18 protein-coding genes and 1 tRNA gene are annotated in these 17,474 nt (G+C 32.0%); 11 read left to right on the top strand and 8 right to left on the bottom strand.

All coding sequences use genetic code 11. The features are described from left to right. From BUA46_RS06095 to BUA46_RS06065, 7 genes are all read left to right on the top strand, one after another. A partial coding sequence (locus tag BUA46_RS06095) for a T9SS type B sorting domain-containing protein (RefSeq protein ID WP_143148082.1) occupies nt 1-1,443 on the top strand: 1,443 nt, incomplete at its 5' end. Nucleotides 1,444-1,474: 31 nt separating this feature from the next. Further along, on the top strand, nt 1,475-2,407 hold the full coding sequence (locus tag BUA46_RS06090) for a PorP/SprF family type IX secretion system membrane protein (RefSeq protein ID WP_019387417.1): 933 nt from the start codon (nt 1,475-1,477) through the stop codon (nt 2,405-2,407). A gap of 12 nt (nt 2,408-2,419) precedes the next feature. Further along, complete coding sequence (locus tag BUA46_RS06085; RefSeq protein ID WP_019387416.1) at nt 2,420-4,339, top strand: OmpA family protein; 1,920 nt, start codon at nt 2,420-2,422, stop codon at nt 4,337-4,339. Nucleotides 4,340-4,442: 103 nt separating this feature from the next. Further along, complete coding sequence (gene idi / locus BUA46_RS06080; RefSeq protein WP_019387415.1) at nt 4,443-4,970, top strand: isopentenyl-diphosphate Delta-isomerase; 528 nt, start codon at nt 4,443-4,445, stop codon at nt 4,968-4,970. Continuing rightward, on the top strand, nt 4,967-5,377 hold the full coding sequence (locus BUA46_RS06075) for a 6-pyruvoyl trahydropterin synthase family protein (RefSeq protein ID WP_019387414.1): 411 nt from the start codon (nt 4,967-4,969) through the stop codon (nt 5,375-5,377). The genes idi and BUA46_RS06075 overlap by 4 nt, the downstream gene beginning before the upstream one ends. Before the next feature lie 112 nt (nt 5,378-5,489). After that, nucleotides 5,490-5,759, top strand: coding sequence for a hypothetical protein (locus BUA46_RS06070; protein ID WP_019387413.1), 270 nt, complete (start codon nt 5,490-5,492; stop codon nt 5,757-5,759). Between the two features lie 60 nt (nt 5,760-5,819). Further along, nucleotides 5,820-5,893, top strand: a tRNA-Thr gene (locus BUA46_RS06065). 56 nt (nt 5,894-5,949) lie between these two features. On the opposite strand, the gene BUA46_RS06060 is transcribed toward BUA46_RS06065, so the two are convergent. Beyond that, entirely contained in the window at nt 5,950-6,651 is a 702-nt protein-coding gene (locus tag BUA46_RS06060; RefSeq protein ID WP_019387412.1) for a DUF4369 domain-containing protein, read from the bottom strand. A 571-nt stretch (nt 6,652-7,222) separates the two neighbouring features. Then, entirely contained in the window at nt 7,223-7,816 is a 594-nt protein-coding gene (locus BUA46_RS06055; protein ID WP_019387410.1) for an alpha-ketoglutarate-dependent dioxygenase AlkB family protein, read from the bottom strand. Between the two features lie 38 nt (nt 7,817-7,854). Between BUA46_RS06055 and BUA46_RS06050 the strand changes: the two genes are divergently transcribed. Then, a complete protein-coding gene (locus BUA46_RS06050) occupies nt 7,855-8,520 on the top strand; it encodes a M15 family metallopeptidase (RefSeq protein WP_019387409.1) in 666 nt (221 codons plus the stop codon). A gap of 52 nt (nt 8,521-8,572) precedes the next feature. Here BUA46_RS06050 and BUA46_RS06045 read toward each other — a convergent pair whose 3' ends face one another. Beyond that, nucleotides 8,573-8,920: a DUF6249 domain-containing protein gene (locus BUA46_RS06045; RefSeq protein ID WP_019387408.1), complete on the bottom strand. Its 348-nt coding sequence runs from the start codon at nt 8,918-8,920 to the stop codon at nt 8,573-8,575. 140 nt (nt 8,921-9,060) lie between these two features. Here BUA46_RS06045 and BUA46_RS06040 point away from each other — a divergent pair, with 140 nt between their 5' ends. Then, nucleotides 9,061-9,648 carry an RNA polymerase sigma factor gene (locus BUA46_RS06040; RefSeq protein ID WP_019387407.1) on the top strand — a complete coding sequence of 196 codons (588 nt, stop codon included), beginning with the start codon at nt 9,061-9,063 and terminating at the stop codon, nt 9,646-9,648. Then, nucleotides 9,629-10,027, top strand: coding sequence for a hypothetical protein (locus tag BUA46_RS06035; protein WP_019387406.1), 399 nt, complete (start codon nt 9,629-9,631; stop codon nt 10,025-10,027). Before BUA46_RS06040 ends, BUA46_RS06035 begins: the two co-directional genes overlap by 20 nt. A 32-nt stretch (nt 10,028-10,059) precedes the next feature. Here BUA46_RS06035 and BUA46_RS06030 read toward each other — a convergent pair whose 3' ends face one another. The 5 genes from BUA46_RS06030 to htpG all read right to left on the bottom strand — a co-directional run bounded on the left by BUA46_RS06030 (nt 10,060) and on the right by htpG (nt 15,898). After that, nucleotides 10,060-11,301: a DEAD/DEAH box helicase gene (locus tag BUA46_RS06030; protein WP_019387405.1), complete on the bottom strand. Its 1,242-nt coding sequence runs from the start codon at nt 11,299-11,301 to the stop codon at nt 10,060-10,062. A 42-nt stretch (nt 11,302-11,343) separates the two neighbouring features. Next, nucleotides 11,344-11,982: an MOSC domain-containing protein gene (locus BUA46_RS06025; protein WP_019387404.1), complete on the bottom strand. Its 639-nt coding sequence runs from the start codon at nt 11,980-11,982 to the stop codon at nt 11,344-11,346. A gap of 73 nt (nt 11,983-12,055) precedes the next feature. Continuing rightward, on the bottom strand, nt 12,056-12,409 hold the full coding sequence (locus BUA46_RS06020; RefSeq protein WP_019387403.1) for a DUF3566 domain-containing protein: 354 nt from the start codon (nt 12,407-12,409) through the stop codon (nt 12,056-12,058). A 138-nt stretch (nt 12,410-12,547) separates the two neighbouring features. Further along, nucleotides 12,548-13,702 (bottom strand): iron-containing alcohol dehydrogenase, encoded by a 1,155-nt coding sequence (locus BUA46_RS06015; protein ID WP_019387402.1) that lies wholly within the window; start codon nt 13,700-13,702, stop codon nt 12,548-12,550. Between the two features lie 285 nt (nt 13,703-13,987). Next, nucleotides 13,988-15,898, bottom strand: a complete 1,911-nt coding sequence (gene htpG / locus BUA46_RS06010) for a molecular chaperone HtpG (protein WP_019387401.1) — start codon at nt 15,896-15,898, stop codon at nt 13,988-13,990. A 161-nt stretch (nt 15,899-16,059) separates the two neighbouring features. Between htpG and BUA46_RS06005 the strand changes: the two genes are divergently transcribed. Continuing rightward, nucleotides 16,060-17,064, top strand: coding sequence for a 3-oxoacyl-ACP synthase III family protein (locus tag BUA46_RS06005; protein ID WP_026010026.1), 1,005 nt, complete (start codon nt 16,060-16,062; stop codon nt 17,062-17,064). The last annotated feature ends 410 nt before the right edge of the window (nt 17,065-17,474 follow it).

Genomic DNA, 17,474 nt, shown 5'->3' with positions numbered 1-17,474 from the left:
GATCCATGTGATCCAATCGGAATTAATACGACAGATAGTGATGGTGATGGTTTAACCGATTGTGAGGAAACAACTGGAATCGATGATCCTTCGACACCGGCGGATCCAACAACATTCCCAGGCGGACCGACATCAGATCCAAACGATCCATGTGATCCAATCGGAATCAACACGACAGATACTGATGGTGATGGTTTAACCGATTGTGAGGAAACGACAGGTATTGATGATCCATCGACACCGGCGGATCCAACAACATTCCCAGGAGGTCCAACATCAGATCCGAATGATCCATGTGATCCAATCGGAATCAATACGACAGATAGTGATGGTGATGGTTTAACCGATTGTGAGGAAACGACTGGAATCGATGATCCATCGACACCAGCAGATCCAACAACATTCCCAGGAGGTCCAACATCAGATCCGAATGATCCATGTGATCCAATCGGAATCAATACGACAGATACAGATGGTGATGGTTTAACGGATTGTGAGGAAACGACTGGAATCGATGATCCAAGCACACCAGCAGATCCAACAACGTTCCCAGGAGGACCGACGTCAGATCCGAACGATCCATGTGATCCAATCGGAATCAACACGACAGATACAGATGGTGATGGTTTAACAGATTGCGAAGAAACAACTGGAATCGATGATCCAAGCACTCCAGCAGATCCAACAACATTCCCAGGAGGACCTACATCAGATCCAAATGATCCTTGTGATCCAATCACTACTGGTTGCCAAATTTCAATAGAAGTAACAAAAACGGCACAAGTATTTGGAACTGATTTAGGAGATGAGATTGAGTATACTATCGAAGTTCAAAATACTGGAGACATTATGTTAACAAACATATCTTTAGTAGATACGTTCTTAGATGCCAATGGAAATGTGATAACATTAACTGAAGAACCTGAGTTTGATAGTGCAGACCAAGGAAGTCTTGAAGGTACTCTGCTTGCAGGTGAAATAGCTACTTATTATGCTAGCTTTATTATAACCCAAGAAGCAATTAATGCCGGTGGTGTTAGTAATAGTGTAGTAGCAAATGCATCATCGATTTCATTAGGTACTGTAAGTGATACGAGTGATAATGGTGACGATTTAGATGGAAACACATCGGATGATCCGACATTTACAGAGCTGGGATGCTTACTTGTATTTAATGAGTTCTCACCTAATGATGACGGAGTTAATGATACTTTAATAATTAATTGTATTGAAAACTATCCAAATAATAAATTAGAAGTATATAATCGTTGGGGTAACATCGTTTATGAAAAACGAGGTTATAATAATGATTGGGATGGAACATCAAACGGAAGAGTTACAGTAAATACTGCTGAAAAACTTCCGGAAGGAACCTATTACTATGTTTTAGACTTTGGTGATGGCTCTAAACCTAAAGTTGGATGGTTATACATAAATAGATAATTAAAGTAAACGACTAAAAAATATTTAAAAAATGATAAAAAAATCATCATTAATAAAAAGTTTAATTTTAGTAGTGTTTACTGCACTATTAAGTATTGAAACAGAAGCTCAGCAAGACCCTCAGTTTACTCATTATATGTATAACACTATGAGTGTAAATCCGGGCTATGCTGGACAACGAAATACCTTAAGTGCTACAGCTTTATATAGAACCCAATGGGTAGGTATTGACGGGGCTCCAAAAACAATGACGTTTGGTATTCATTCCCCATTAAGAAACGATAGAATAGGATTAGGTTTAAATGTAGTGAGTGATCAATTAGGACCAGCGGAAGAAACAAGCATCGATGCTAATTTTTCGTATTCAATTCCTGTTAATGAATCTGGTGATTTAGAATTGTCTTTTGGAATAAAAGGTGGATTACACCTTCTTGATACAGATTGGAGCAAGGGTCGATATCAAAATGAAGACAATGCATTTAATGAGAACATTAATTTAATATCTCCAACTCTGGGAGCTGGATTATACTTACATTCAGAAAAATGGTATTTAGGATTTGCAGTGCCTAATATTTTAAATACCGAACATTACGATGATTTTCAAGAATCAATTGCTACTGAAAGATTACATTACTTTTTAATAGGAGGATATGTTTTTAATTTAAGTGATAATACTAAATTAAAACCAGCCTTTTTAGTAAAAGGTGTTTCGGGAGCACCAGTAATAGCAGATCTTTCAGCAAACGCTTTATTCAATGAAAAGTTTACTTTAGGATTAGCTTATAGATGGGATGATTCTGTGAGTGGCTTAGTAGGATTTCAACTAAGTCCCGAAATATTTATAGGATATGCTTATGATGCGACTACTACGGCACTTAACAATTATAATAGTGGTACTCATGAAATAATGCTGCGATTTGAATTACAACAAATTGCGAAAATTTTATCACCAAGATTCTTCTAAAAAGACATAGATATGAAATTAAGAATATATATTTTAACCTTAGTAAGTGTTTTTAGTTTAAGTTTTTCTTTTGCTCAAAAAGGTAAAATAAAAGCAGCTGAAAAACAATATGAAAATTTGTCTTATAAGAAATCTACAGATGCTCTATTAAAACTTGTAGAAGAAGGTAATGCTAATGGCGATGTTTATCAAAAGTTAGCAAATGCCTATTATTTTAATGGGCAAATGGAAAATGCTGTAAAATGGTATAAAGAGTTATTTTTCTTAGGTAAAGAAATTGAATTAGAAAGTTATTACAGGTATGCTCAAGCATTAAAAGGCATTGGAGAGTATTTTAAATCAGATGAAATTATGGAGAAATTCAGTGAATTACATCCAGCAGACTCCAGAGCAATAGCGTTTATAAAGTCACGTAATTATTTGGACATGATTGAAAATATTTCAGATGATTATGTTTTAGAAAATCTCGATTTCAATACATCTTATTCAGATTTTGGAGCAGCATTTTATGGCACAGAACTATATTTTGCTTCTTCAAGAGAAGAGAAGGATGATATATACCAATGGAATCAACAACCGTTTTTGAATATCTATAGAGCAAAAGAAGGAGCTTCAGAGGTCGTAAAAATTCAAGGTGGTGTAAATTCAAAATATCATGAATCTTCAGCAGTTTTTACTAAAGATGGTAAAACTATGTATTTCACAAGAAATAACTTTTTTAAAGGTAATTTTAAGAAGAGTATTGAAGATATACATGGATTAAAAATTTATAAAGCTACATTAGTAGATAGTCTATGGACCAATATTGTATCACTTCCGTTTAATAACGACGATTATAATGTAGCTCACCCAGCACTTAGTGTAGACGAAAAGAAACTATATTTTGCGTCTGATATGTTCGGTACTCAAGGTACTTCAGATATTTTTGTAGCTGATATTAATGAAGATGGTACATATGGCGAACCAGTAAATTTAGGTCCAAAAGTTAATACGGAAGGAAGAGAGAATTTTCCTTTTGTTAGTGAAAAGGGTATACTTTATTTTTCATCCGATGGACATGTAGGTTTAGGAGGATTAGATGTTTTTAAAGTTGAATTAGACAAATTAAATGAAGCTTCAACATTGGTTCAAAACCTTGGTAAACCTATAAATAGTTCAAAAGATGATTTTGGATTTATAATTAATGAAACCAGTGGAAAGGGTTTCATTTCTTCAAATAGAGAAGGAGGAAAAGGAGATGACGATATTTATAGTTTTGTAAAGCCACCATGTTCTAGGGCAATTACTGGAACCGTATTAAATAAAAGAACTTCAGAAGTATTAAGTAATGCTGATGTTTTTGTTTACGATTCAAGTAGAAACTTGTTACAGTCTTTAAAAAGTGACGATTCAGGAAAATTTTCATTTGATTTAAGTTGTAATGAAAGAACCTATTTAATTGAAGCAAAAAAAGATAAGTTTAAAGATGACTTTACTGATTTTTCGATAAAACCTAATGAAGAAACTAGTTTGAAATTAGAATTGAAATTAGACCCGGCGGTTGCCAAAGTAGGTACAGATTTAGCATTATTGCTAAATTTGAATCCAATTTATTTTGATTATGATAAATCTTTTATCCGTTCGGATGCCGAAATAGAATTGGCTAAGGTTATTAATTATATGAAAGAATATCCAAACGTAAAAGTGGATGTTCGATCTCATACCGATTCAAGAGGTAGAGATGCTTATAACTGGGCATTATCGAATAGAAGAAACAAATCAACACGAGAGTATATAATTAATAAAGGCGGTATTTCTGCTGGCCGACTTTCAGGTCAAGGTTATGGAGAAACTCGTTTAACTAATCGTTGTACAAATGCTTTTAAATCCATTTGTTCAGAGGCAGAGCATCAAGCTAATAGACGAAGCGAATTTATAGTCGTTGAAAATTAACAGATCTAACCATCAATAAAAAAGCATCTAATTCATTTAGATGCTTTTTTTATTTATACATGGATTTAACAAGTTGCAATTTTGTTTGTATTTTTGTTAAACTATGAAAGAAGAAAAAGTGATCCTTGTTAACGAAAAGGATGAGCAAATAGGTTTAATGCCTAAGCTAGAAGCCCACGAAAAAGCGTTGCTACATCGAGCATTTTCGGTTTTTATTTTTAATGATAAAAATGAATTGATGTTACAACAAAGAGCTTTTAATAAATACCATTCTCCAGGGCTATGGACAAACACCTGCTGCAGTCATCAGCGTGATGGTGAATCTAATTTAGAAGCAGGAAAAAGACGTTTAATGGAGGAAATGGGATTTGTTGTTGACTTAAAAGAGACCATTTCCTTTATTTATAAAGCGCCATTTGATAATGGTTTAACCGAGCACGAATTTGATCATGTTTTACTTGGTAAATACAATGGCGAGCCGCACATTAACAAGGAAGAAGTGGCTAGTTGGAAATGGATGCCTCTGGAAGAAGTAAAAACAGATATTGCAAAACACCCAGAAAGTTATACTGAATGGTTCAAGGTAATTTTTGATAAATTCTACGAACATATAAATATAGCATCAGAATGATAGTAACTGTAAGTAGAAAAGCACATTTTAATGCGGCACATAGGCTGTATAGAAAGGATTGGAGTTTTGAAAAAAACGACGAAATTTTCGGAAAATGCAATAACCCAAATTTTCACGGTCATAATTACGAACTCATTGTAAGTGTTACTGGTGAAATAGATAAAGAAACGGGCTATGTTATTGATATGAAAGTTTTAAAGGACATTATAAAATCTGAAGTTGAAGATGCTTTTGACCATAAGAATTTAAACGAAGAAGTTCCTGAATTTAGAGATTTAAATCCTACTGCTGAAAATATATCGGTTATAATTTATAATAAAATTAAGCCTAAGTTAAGCCCAAATTTAAAACTCGAAATTACACTTTATGAAACACCTCGTAATTTTGTGGTTTATTCAGGACATTAAGAGGAGGATAAGCAATTAAATCTAATTAAAAACACACTTAATAATTAATTTTAAAAACGGTAGACTATTAGAAGTTTATGTTTAATTTTGCAACCTAAATAAATAAGAAATTATGGCAAATGTTAGAGATTTAAAAAAGGATATAAATTACGTTCTAGGAGATATTATAGAAGCAGTTTACATTTGGGAATATTCCAATACAGATAAGGACACTAAGAAAAGTGAAGCAATTATTGACGAAGCTATTGAGACTTTTGATGAATTAATCGCAAAGGTAAACGCTAAAGACGTTGATAACCCAAAAGCTCATTTTAAAGCAATAAATAATGAGCTTGAAACTAAAGGGCGTGCTTTAATTGAAAAAATCAACAAACTAGGATAAAATTTTATAACGGGTGTTTGCAATTGTAATTTTTGCTATTATATTTGCACCCGTTAAAACGCCGATGTAGCTCAGCTGGCTAGAGCAGCTGATTTGTAATCAGCAGGTCGTGGGTTCGAGTCCCTCCATCGGCTCAAAAAAAAGCCTTTCCGTTCGGAAAGGCTTTTTTGTCTATATACATAAATTCATTTTAATTTACTTCGTTCTTTTTGATTTCCTTAATAAATGTCCCGAGTTCTTTACCATATTTAGACGCTTTAACTTTAGGTGTTAAAGAATTATTTATGGTATCTAATAAATCAATTCTTGCATCGTAAATTTCTGATAAAGCCAGATACGGAGCAACTTCACTGTCTTTATTATTTAGTGCAAAGTTTACCGTATACAAATATTTTCGTTTAATATTTTTGTTAGATTCTTTAATAAGAGCATTTAATTTAGCCGTATCACCAGCTTTTTGAGCTTCAAATTGTTCTTTTAGAACATCTAAATTTCTATTATTTAGTTTAGATATTACGGTATTATATTCTTCTAAAGTTTTTTGTTGTTTTGATCCTTTAATATTGGCATCAAAAGCAAAGTTTTTTAAAGTAGTATTAATCTCCGTTATACCTTTATCTGCGAAAAACTCAATTCGGTCTTCTACGGCACTTTTTTTGTCTAAATACAAATAAAATACTTCAGGAGAATCTATTGAACTATATAATTCTATTGGTGTTGCGCCATTAATATTTATAGAATCTACCGTTACTAGAATGGTATCTTGTATTTTTTTAAGATAAAGAGTTCCTTTTTTTAATCCTTTAACATTGGCCCGAACGGTTAAATCGGGTTGTTCTTTACCGCAAGAAATAAATATAATAGTTAATAATAGAATTGATAAATTTTTCATGAAGTTTAATGTGATTTTATAGAAGCACAAATATCATATAATTAAATGTGAATTACTAGTAGGTCTACATAATTTTAGAAGTCCTAGTTGTTTGTTAAAGTATTCTTAAAAATAAATTAACAAATACTTTGGCATAAGGATTGCTATATATTAATCGTAATTACATTCGTTATTAAAGTTTATTGAGTAGTTACTTTAAACTGAAGATTTGTAATTCATATTTGGTTGGTTAGTTAGAAAAAAAGCATCTTATTTAAGATGCTTTTTTCGTTCATTTTGTTTAGTGGAATAGGTTTTTAAAGTACGTTGATAGTGCATTTCATCGATAATATCGATAAAATCATCTGTAAATGTTAAAATTAAATGCATTTCATCGATTTTAAATGTATTTAATCGTTGAAATATGTTTCGATATTATATATTTGACATGTACTAAATAACACACTTTTTAGTTCAATGGATTAATTAATTAATATTTGCATTATGTTGTTAAAAAAGGAAACCCCAAATCTAGCATCATAGTATAAAAAGCAAATTGAAAAAAGACCGAGTTTGAGGGAACTCGGTTTTTTTATGCAATAATTCTAAATGTTAAATTAATTCGATTTCCTATTTTCTTTTTAGTTTTTGGAATTTGATGTAACCAGTTTGTTTGTGTTTTACCTTTCATGAGTAAAAGGCTACCATGTTGCAATGTTAATTTGGATTTAAGTGATTTATTAAATTTGTGTTTAAATTGAAAAACTCTTTCAGCACCAAAAGTTACTGAAGCAATAATTGGGTCTTTACCCAACTCTTTTTCGTTATCTGAATGCCATCCGTTACTGTCATTACCATCTCGATACAAATTGGCTAAACAACTAGTGAATGTGATATTAATTTGCTTTTCAATTTTGTTTTTAATCTCTAATAGGTCACCATTAAAAGGATTTGGTTGCATAGTAATGTTGCTGTATTTATAATTCTTTTTGTTATCTGCATAAAAAGCTGTTAAGCGTGGCTGTAAGAAGGTTTTCCCGTATACTTTTATATAATCTTGTTTCCAGTTAATTTGACTCATTAAACTATCAAAATAATCATTGGCTTCTTGTAAACTGAAAAAAATAGGAAAATATGCAACATCTGCATCTTTCAAGTTTAAATTTATTGGAGATTCAAAAAGCATATTCTTTTATTTTCTAAATTAGCATAATTCAAAAAATAATGAAGTATACTTTTCTTATTTTTATTTGCCTGTTTATTAACAGCATATTTGCCCAACTTCCTAAAGGTTTTGTGTATGTTGAAAATATTATACCCGATTTAGAAGTTGAATTGCGGTATTTTACTTCAAACAATTTTGTAGGAGAACCTATTGAAGGTTATCATGCTAATAAACTTATATTAACAAAAGAGTCTGCCGAAGCACTTAAATTGGTTCATGAAGATTTGCAAGAACAAAACCTGTGTTTGAAGGTTTATGATGGTTATAGGCCTCAGCGTGCCGTAAATCATTTTATAAATTGGGCGAAGGATTTAAATGATACCATTAACAAAGCTGTTTTTTATCCGAATGTAAAAAAACGAAATTTATTTAAGGAAGAATACATTGCTTCGAGATCTGGACATAGTAGAGGGAGCACGCTCGATTTAACCATTATAGATGCTAATACAGGTGTTATTTTGGATATGGGAAGTATATATGATTTTTTTGGTGAAGAATCATGGGTGAATTATGATAACTTAACAGACCAACAGAAAAAGAATAGACAACTACTTCAATTTTATATGAACAAATATGGGTTTAGAAATTACCCAAAAGAGTGGTGGCATTTTACATTGCGTGGAGAACCATTTCCTAATACGTATTTTGATTTTCCTGTAAACTAAAAAACTGCCTTCTTATGTAAAGCAGTTTTTTAGTTTATTAAAAATCATATGACTATTCCTTATCTAAGTTCTTGGTCATATTAAAACCTATGAATAAACCTAGTCCAGCCATAAGGAAAATAGTTGCAGGATATACCGCATCTTCATCCAGAGTCGTGTATTGATCTAAAATTGAAGCTATAAATACTCCTAAACCAATACCCATAAGTAAAAGGGATAAGTTTAAAATAAGTATTTTCCAAATAGGAGCTGTGTACCCTTTTCCTTTTACAAAAATACTGGCGTCTGCTCCTTTTTCTATAAGTGCCAAACGCTCTTTATTTCTAGTTGAAAAATATAAATAAAATACTCCGAAAATTGCACCAAATATAATTGGTATAATGATTAATTCTGATCCCATAATTGTTCGTTTTTAATTGATTACTTTTAATTTGTATATAGCTTATGACGACAAATTTTTTATTTAGGTTACACAATTAGTTAATTTTTTTTCAAAGTTTATTGTAACCTCATAAGAAAAATGGTCGTCTTACTTTCAAAATGACCATCAACGACCAACACTATATTGATTTAATTAATAAAGGAGATACCAATGCATTTGTTAAACTGGTAGACCGTTATAAGGATTTAGTGTACACTTTAACTTTGCGTATGTTGAAAAATAGAGAAGAGGCTGAAGAAGTATCTCAAGATACTTTCATAAAAGTTTATAAGTCTATAAATCAATATAAAGGAGAATCAAAATTTTCAACATGGATTTATAGAATAGCATATAACAGTAGTTTAGATCGTTTGAAGAAGAATCGAAAGTATTTTAACAATGTTGCTATTGATGAATTTACTGAGCATCAGGTAAAAACAATAGATAATGCTTTGAGTAAATTAGAAGATGAAGAGCGTAATCATGCCATTCAAAAATGTATTGGATTACTGTCAAGTGATGATGCCTTTCTTTTAACTTTATATTATTTTGAAGACCAAAATTTAGATGAAATTTCGAAAGTCATAGGTTTAACAATAAATAATGTGAAAGTGAAATTGTTTAGAAGTAGAAAGAAACTTGCAACTATTATGATGGCACATCTAGAACCAGAAATTATTGAACATTATGGAAGAGAAAGAAACTAAATACTTAGAGGATTTATCAAGAAAAGTTATTGGAGAAACAACTATCGAAAGTCCTTCTTTAGATTTTACCAATGCAGTGATTACAAGAATAAACGAGTTACATAAAAGTGAAGTAACAGTATACAAACCGCTAATTTCTAAAATGGCCTGGATTCTAATTGCTTTAGTTGTGGTCTCATATATTATATTCTTTGCATCTAAAACGGAATCTTCTAATTGGCTAACGTCAGTAGATTTTAAAATTCTTTCAAAAATAAATGTTTTATCAGATGTAACACTATCGAAAACATTTACTTACGCTATTCTCTTTTTAGCATTAATGTTTTGTATACAAATACCTCTAATTAAAAATCATGTTAATAAACGCTATGAAATTTAGATAATCAATTACGTTTGTTTTGGATAAAGATTTTAATACCAGCGTTTCTTTTTCTTTTTAGAAGCGACACTTTTTCTCCCTTTTTTATGCTTGCTTCCTGTTTTTTTCGACTTATGGATAATAGGTTTTGCCTTAGGGTCTAGCGGGTAAGGATGCTCATCAATAACATCTAATTGCATTTGAATGAGTTGTTGAATAGTGATAATGTAACTCTTCTCATCGGCAGAACAAAGCGAATACGCCATTCCTGTATTTCCTGCTCTCGCAGTTCTTCCAATGCGGTGTACATAAGTTTCTGGTACGTTTGGTAAATCGAAATTCACAACAGCATCAAGGTCGTTAATATCAATCCCTCGTGCAGCCACATCGGTAGCAATTAAAATGTTAACTTCTCCTTTTTTAAATCTGTTTAAAGCTTCTTGTCTTGCGGTCTGACTTTTATCACCATGAATACTATCAACTTTATAGCCATTATTTATAAGGGTCTTTTCAAGTTTATCCACACCAAATTTTGTTCGTCTAAAAATGATAATATTGCCTTTAATGGTATTTCTAAGTAAGTGTAAACACAACTCTATTTTGTTTCGCTTTGGAACATAATAAAGTAATTGATTTACGTTTTTTGAAGTTGATGAATTTTGCGAAACTTCCACCCGTTCTGGCTCGTTTAAAATAGAATTCGCTAATTGCTCAACTTTATAAGGTATAGTTGCAGAAAACAATAAAATCTGTTTTTCTTTAGTGCATAATCGCTCTATTTTTTTAACATCGTCAATAAACCCCATGTCTAGCATTAAATCAGCTTCATCTAATACTAATGTTTCTACATAATCTAGGTTAACGAAATCTTGTTTATGTAAATCGAGTAATCGCCCCGGAGTTGCAATTAAAATATCGATACCTTTTTTTAAAACATCTTTTTGAGGTTCAATTGAGGTGCCACCAAAAACAACGGTTGTTCTTAAGTTGGTATATGTGCTATAAGCTTTAAAATTTTCTTCTATTTGTATAGCTAATTCGCGGGTAGGACTTACAATTAAAGCTTTAACAGTTTTTCCTTTTTTTGGCGCATCTTGTTTATCTAATAAAGATTGAAGAATGGGAAGTGCAAAAGCAGCTGTTTTACCAGTACCTGTTTGCGCAGAAACGATAACATCTCTTTTGTTTAATACAAAAGGAATGGTTTTTTCTTGAACCAGATTAGGATTGTCGTAACCAGCCTCAGCAACCGCACGTAAAATCGGTCGGCTTATTTTTAATTCTTTAAAAGACATTTGTAAAAGTTTGGCACAAAGATATGACAAACATGGCCAAAATTAATTTTTTAAATATCCACCCAGGAGAGCTCTTTTTTTAGCAGGAATTGCAGGGCTTTGAATTGCTATTTTTAGTAAATCTTGGTCTTTTTTCTTTGCATACACCAATTGAAATAGTTGTGCCACAGAAATTTTATGTTCAGGTCGTTCTAGCAATTTAAATTCATCATTTACACTAACAGTGCCTTCTTCTATTACGCTAAGATAGGTGCCACCAAAACCATGTTGAATAAATTGCTTTATAACATGTTGATTTTCAAATTTATGTCCTAATTTATAACAGGGCTCACGGTATTGAGAAACTCTAACTGCGGCTTGACCTATTTTATAAACATCTCCTAAGAACACTTCATTTTCATTAAAATCTGAAACTGTAAGATTCTCACCAAACATTCCCCAAGACCAATTTAAATTTGGGTAGAGGTTTTTCCAATACGGATATTCTTCAGCAGAAAACATATAACAAGCTTTAAACTCGCCACCATGATGTACTCTATCTGTAACTTCATCACCTTTAATATCATTTTTTGTTAGGTAAATAGGTTGATTGGTAGGCTTTTTAAAAATACCTGTTGTTTCTTCTTTACCGTTCCAATTAAAAGTTACTGGTTCTGCGATGTTAGTTGAGATTATTTTCATGAGCTATTTTTACGCATTTTTAAAACTTATGATTTATACAAATAATCATAATTTCAAGTAATATAACATTTTCTTAGCTTCTAGCTTCAATACTGTATTGAATATCTAATTTAAGACCTCCAAACCATTTCGTTGAAAAGTTATAAAGTGATGCTTCTATAATTCCTAAAAAAAAACCAATGCATGAAAAAATTAAAGGCATGCCAATAAGTGCTCCAAATGCTAATACACTTCCATAACTTAACCCAGGTGTTTCAGTTGATGTCATCCAATCTAGCGTTACAAGAGTATCAATTATTAATCCACCAAAAGCATATATAATTCCTAAAATGAATCCAATAATAATCCCAAGAAATGCCTGTAATTTCGCAAAAGATAATACTCCAATTTTCTTTATTTTTCTCATCATTTTTTGTGTTAAATTCATAAATGAGTTCTAGTACATGTTCTTTTTCGTTAACATAATTCTTTCTCTTCTAAATTAAGACTTTTTGTTAGTTTAATTGCAAAAAAAACCACCTTGCTTTCGCAAAGTGGTTTTATGTGTAGTTTAATTTCTATTTAATTACATGGCTGCTTTGTAAATATTTATAGTGTCTTCTAGTGTTACATCTCTTGGGTTTCCCCCAGTACATACATCTGCAAGTGCATTTTTAGCCATTTCTTCAAAGTCTTTTTCTTTTACACCTAACTCTTTTAATCCAGAAGGTATGCCAACTGATTTTGACAAAGCTTTTATCGCTTCAATAGCAGCATTGGCACCTTGAGTATCGCTCATTTCTAAAACTCCAACACCCATGGCTCGTGCAACCCTTTTAAGTTTATGTGCACATGCTGGAATATTGAATTGTTCTACATGCGGTAATAGTATAGCATTCGCAACACCATGCGGTAAATCATACATACCTCCCAATTGATGTGCCATAGAATGCACGTATCCTAAACCAGCATTTGAGAATGCCTGTCCTGCAATGAATTGGCCCCATGCCATCTTGCTTCTCGCTTCGAGATCTTTACCATCCACAACGGCTTTTTCTAAACTTTGCGATATTAATTTTATAGCTTCTAGCGCTAAAGCATCAGACCAACCAAAGGCGCCTTTCGTAACATAAGTTTCTATGGCGTGAGTTAAGGCATCCATTCCTGTAGCTGCCGTTAAAGCTGCAGGTTTTCCTAACATTAATTTTGGATCGTTTACAGCAATTTTAACTAAACAGTTTTTATCAACCATTACCATTTTTATATGGCGTTCTTCATCTGTAATTACATAATTAATGGTTACCTCACTTGCGGTACCCGCTGTAGTATTTATTGCAATAATTGGTAACGATGCATGTTTTGATAAATGAATTCCTTCATAATCACCAATGTTGCCGCCGTTGGTTGCAAGAATTCCAATGGCTTTACCACAATCTTGAGGTGATCCTCCACCAAGTGTTATAATAAAATCACAATTGTTCTTTTCTAATAATTCTAAGCCGTCGTTTACGTTTTTAACTGTTGGATTTGGATGAACATCGTCAAATATTATGGCTTCAATATTAGAAGATTTGATAACTTTCAATACTTCTTTGGCAACTCCTAATTTTACTAAAACTTTGTCAGTAACAAATAGTGCTTTTTTATAAGGAAGTGTCTTTAATTCTTCTCCTAAATCATTTAATGCACCTGGTCCTATTAAGCTTAAAGGGGGTAAATATATTCTTCTGTTTTGTAACATGTTTGATAGTTTTATTTAAATTTAAAAGCATAAAGGACTATAATAGTTGCCACTTATTTTATGACTTTTATCAATTTTATAAATGCAAAAGCATTAATGAAAATTAAAAGATTGTAAAGTGTTTATTATATCTTATTTTGATCTTAATATTTGTAATTTTTTGCCTGCTATTAATGTTAAAAGTTGAATGGATTTGTTAAAAAAATGATTTAATAAAAAAACCACCTTGCTTGGACAAAGTGGTTTTAAAATATAATAGGTTGCCGAATAATTTCAGCGTATCAACTATTTAATCATCTCATAGCTACGTTTAATGAAGTTTGTTAATTCTTCACCTTTTAATAACCCTTGAGATAATCGTGCTAAATCTAAACTTTGGTTAATTAAACGCTCTTGCTTCTTTTTGGTTTTTGTGTTTAAAATTTCACTAACCAAATCAGAGTTTGTATTAACAACGAGGTTATACATTTCTGGCATATTACCCATGCCAAACATACCGCCACCGCCAGTTTGCTGCATTTCTTTCATACGGCGCATAAATTCTGGTTGCGTGATTATAAACGGGTTTGCACTACTATCCATAGCTTCAAGTTGAACCATGAATTTTTCAGAAGGAATAACTTCTTTTAAAACTTCTTCTAATGTTTTCTTTTGATCATCATCTAGTTTAGAAATTACATTATCGTCTTTCTTAATTAAATTATCAATGTGATCGCCATCAACACGTGCAAATGAGATATTTTCTTTAGTAGATTCTAACTTCTGGATTAAATGAGAAACAATTGGAGAATCTAATAATAATACCTCGTAGCCTTTAGCTTTAGCAACTTCAATGTAGCTGTGTTGTGCATCTTTATCAGAGGCGTAAAGAATTACCAATTTATCGTCTTTATCTGTTTGTTTTGCCTTTATTTTATTGAAAAGCTCTTCGTAAGTGTAATATTTACCATCTACCGTTGGATATAAAGTAAATGCATCGGCTTTTTCAAAGAATTTTTCTTCAGAAAGCATACCGTATTCAATAACGATTTTAATATCGTTCCATTTTGATTCAAAATCTTCACGATTGTTATTGAATAGCGATTTTAACTTATCAGCTACTTTTCTTGTGATGTAAGACGAAATCTTTTTAACAGCACCATCGGCTTGTAAGTAAGAACGTGATACGTTTAATGGAATGTCTGGAGAATCTATAACACCGCGCAGCATGGTTAAAAATTCTGGAACAATACCTTCAACATTATCTGTTACAAAAACTTGGTTTTGGTACAGTTGAATTTTATCCTTCTGAATTTGCATGTCGTTAGACAGTTTAGGGAAGTATAAAATACCAGTTAAATTAAAAGGATAATCTACATTTAAATGAATATTGAATAAAGGCTCTTCAAATTGCATTGGATACAATTCTCTGTAAAAGTCTTTATAATCTTGATCTTCTAAATCTGCTGGTTGTTTTGTCCATGCCGGATTTGGGTTGTTAATGATATTATCAACCGTAATTTTTCGTTGTGGCTCTTTTGTTTCCTTACCATCTTTGTCGGTAATAGTTGCAGGTTCATGCTCTGGGTCATTTATTTCTTTCGTTCCAAACTTAATTAGAATTGGCATAAACTTGTTGTACTTCACTAAGAGTTCACGAATTCGTGATTCTTCTAAAAATTCTTTGTCATCATCAGTAATGTGAAGTATAATTTCGGTTCCTCTATCTGTTTTTTCAGCAGGTTCTAAGGTAAACTCTGGTGAACCATCGCAAGTCCAATGTGCTGCAGGTTCATCTTTATATGATTTTGTAATAATTTCAACTTTCTCAGCTACCATAAAAGCAGAGTAGAATCCTAAACCAAAATGCCCAATAATACCTGAATCTTTTGCAGAATCTTTGTATTTATCTAAAAACTCTTCGGCCCCAGAAAAGGCAACTTGATTGATATACTTTTCAACCTCTTCAGCAGTCATACCCAAACCTTGATCTATGATATGAAGTTTTTTACCTTCTTTATCAATTTTAACTTCAATCTGAGGGTTACCATACTCAACCTTGGCATCACCAACGTTAGTTAAGTGTTTTAATTTTAAAGTTGCATCTGTAGCATTACTAATAAGCTCACGTAAAAATATTTCGTGATCGCTATACAAGAATTTTTTAATGAGCGGAAAAATGTTCTCTACCGATACATTAATGTTTCCTTTTGTCATGATATCTTAGTTTTATTCAATTTATAATTATGTTTCTGTTATAGTCAACAAAAATGCCAATTACATAAATATGACAAACTGACATTAATATTTTGGGAAATACTATTTTGCATTTTGAAGATTTAATTTTGTATTTTGCTTATTCTAAACTGAATAAAAACATGTATAATTCAAAAATTATAGGATTAGGAAAATACGTTCCAGATAATGTGGTTACCAACCATGATTTATCTAAAATGATGGATACTAACGATGAATGGATCCAAGAGCGTACGGGAATAAAAGAACGCCGATGGATTCCGGAAGGGTCTGACGATACATCGGCAGTTATGGGTGCCAAAGCAGCAAAAATAGCTATTGAGCGTTCTGGATTGACTAAAGACGATATCGATTTTATTGTATTTGCTACATTAAGTCCAGATTACTATTTCCCAGGTTGTGGCGTGCAAATTCAGGATATGCTAGATATGAAAACCGTAGGTGCATTAGATGTTAGAAACCAATGTTCAGGTTTTGTTTATGCCATTTCTGTTGCAGACCAGTTTATTAAAACCGGCATGTATAAAAACATTTTAGTAATAGGAGCTGAATATCATAGTAACGGACTAGATAAAAGCACAAGAGGAAGAGGTGTAACTGTTATTTTTGGAGACGGGGCAGGAGCTTGTGTTTTATCAAGAGAAGAAGATAACACCAAAGGTATACTCTCTACACATCTACATAGTGAAGGTAAATATGCCGATAAATTAATTGTTGAAGGCCCAAGTATTGCACATTGGGTGCCCGAAATTATTGCGGCAGGAGAAGAAGACACAACCTATTTCCCATATATGGATGGAACATTTGTGTTTAAACATGCAGTTGTACGTTTTAGCGAAGTTATTATTGAAGGCTTACAAAAAAACGGATTGCAAAAAGAAAACATAGATATGCTTATTCCGCACCAAGCCAATTTACGTATAGCACAGTTTATACAGAAAAAATTTGGATTAAGAGACGATCAGGTCTTTAACAATATCATGAAATATGGTAATACCACTGCGGCATCAGTAATAATTGCACTTACTGAAGCTTGGGAAGAAGGCAAAATAAAAGAAGGCGATAATGTAGTTTTAGCAGCTTTTGGTAGTGGATTTACTTGGGCAAGTGCCATAATCAAATGGTAAGCTTTGATACTTGTATTAAATTGGATAATTAACTGAAGGTGCAAAAATAGAGTTACCTTAAATCAAGAGATTTATATCGAAAAACCCGAAACTAATATTTCGGGTTTTTCTAGCTATTAATCAACTTCAATTAACACTAATGTGAAGAATCTTAATGGTTTAGACGTTTAAAATCCAATAAAATAACAAGCGCATGCTTTCATTTAACGATTTTTAACAACTAATAAAAAACTCGAAACAAGTTTCGAGTTTTTTTAATACTAATCTTGTTTACGAATATGTTTTTGTAGACGACTAACTCTAAATAATTACTTCTTCGTTTTGGTTAGATTGTGTATTATACGTTTAACGTAAGTTTATTGTATGTTATTGTGTTGATAATCAAATTTTAACATTTTTTTATTTAGCCG

The organism is Algibacter luteus, from assembly GCF_900141715.1.
Classification (GTDB): Bacteria; Bacteroidota; Bacteroidia; order Flavobacteriales; family Flavobacteriaceae; genus Arenitalea; species Arenitalea lutea.
The sequence above is the reverse complement of the archived record's forward strand: the minus strand, read 5'-3'. Positions and strand labels throughout refer to the sequence as shown.

Excerpts from the sequence above, each read along its gene's own strand:
- BUA46_RS06055 (WP_019387410.1), bottom strand. The coding sequence starts at position 7,816 with ATGCTTTTTGAATCTCCAATAAATTTAAACTTGAAAGATGCAGATGTT.
- BUA46_RS06060 (WP_019387412.1), bottom strand. The coding sequence starts at position 6,651 with ATGAAAAATTTATCAATTCTATTATTAACTATTATATTTATTTCTTGC.
- BUA46_RS06070 (WP_019387413.1), top strand. The coding sequence starts at position 5,490 with ATGGCAAATGTTAGAGATTTAAAAAAGGATATAAATTACGTTCTAGGA.
- BUA46_RS06075 (WP_019387414.1), top strand. The coding sequence starts at position 4,967 with ATGATAGTAACTGTAAGTAGAAAAGCACATTTTAATGCGGCACATAGG.
- BUA46_RS06005 (WP_026010026.1), top strand. The coding sequence starts at position 16,060 with ATGTATAATTCAAAAATTATAGGATTAGGAAAATACGTTCCAGATAAT.
- BUA46_RS06040 (WP_019387407.1), top strand. The coding sequence starts at position 9,061 with ATGACCATCAACGACCAACACTATATTGATTTAATTAATAAAGGAGAT.
- BUA46_RS06085 (WP_019387416.1), top strand. The coding sequence starts at position 2,420 with ATGAAATTAAGAATATATATTTTAACCTTAGTAAGTGTTTTTAGTTTA.
- BUA46_RS06015 (WP_019387402.1), bottom strand. The coding sequence starts at position 13,702 with ATGTTACAAAACAGAAGAATATATTTACCCCCTTTAAGCTTAATAGGA.
- BUA46_RS06030 (WP_019387405.1), bottom strand. The coding sequence starts at position 11,301 with ATGTCTTTTAAAGAATTAAAAATAAGCCGACCGATTTTACGTGCGGTT.
- BUA46_RS06020 (WP_019387403.1), bottom strand. The coding sequence starts at position 12,409 with ATGAATTTAACACAAAAAATGATGAGAAAAATAAAGAAAATTGGAGTA.
- htpG (WP_019387401.1), bottom strand. The coding sequence starts at position 15,898 with ATGACAAAAGGAAACATTAATGTATCGGTAGAGAACATTTTTCCGCTC.
- BUA46_RS06045 (WP_019387408.1), bottom strand. The coding sequence starts at position 8,920 with ATGGGATCAGAATTAATCATTATACCAATTATATTTGGTGCAATTTTC.
- idi (WP_019387415.1), top strand. The coding sequence starts at position 4,443 with ATGAAAGAAGAAAAAGTGATCCTTGTTAACGAAAAGGATGAGCAAATA.
- BUA46_RS06090 (WP_019387417.1), top strand. The coding sequence starts at position 1,475 with ATGATAAAAAAATCATCATTAATAAAAAGTTTAATTTTAGTAGTGTTT.
- BUA46_RS06050 (WP_019387409.1), top strand. The coding sequence starts at position 7,855 with ATGAAGTATACTTTTCTTATTTTTATTTGCCTGTTTATTAACAGCATA.
- BUA46_RS06025 (WP_019387404.1), bottom strand. The coding sequence starts at position 11,982 with ATGAAAATAATCTCAACTAACATCGCAGAACCAGTAACTTTTAATTGG.
- BUA46_RS06035 (WP_019387406.1), top strand. The coding sequence starts at position 9,629 with ATGGAAGAGAAAGAAACTAAATACTTAGAGGATTTATCAAGAAAAGTT.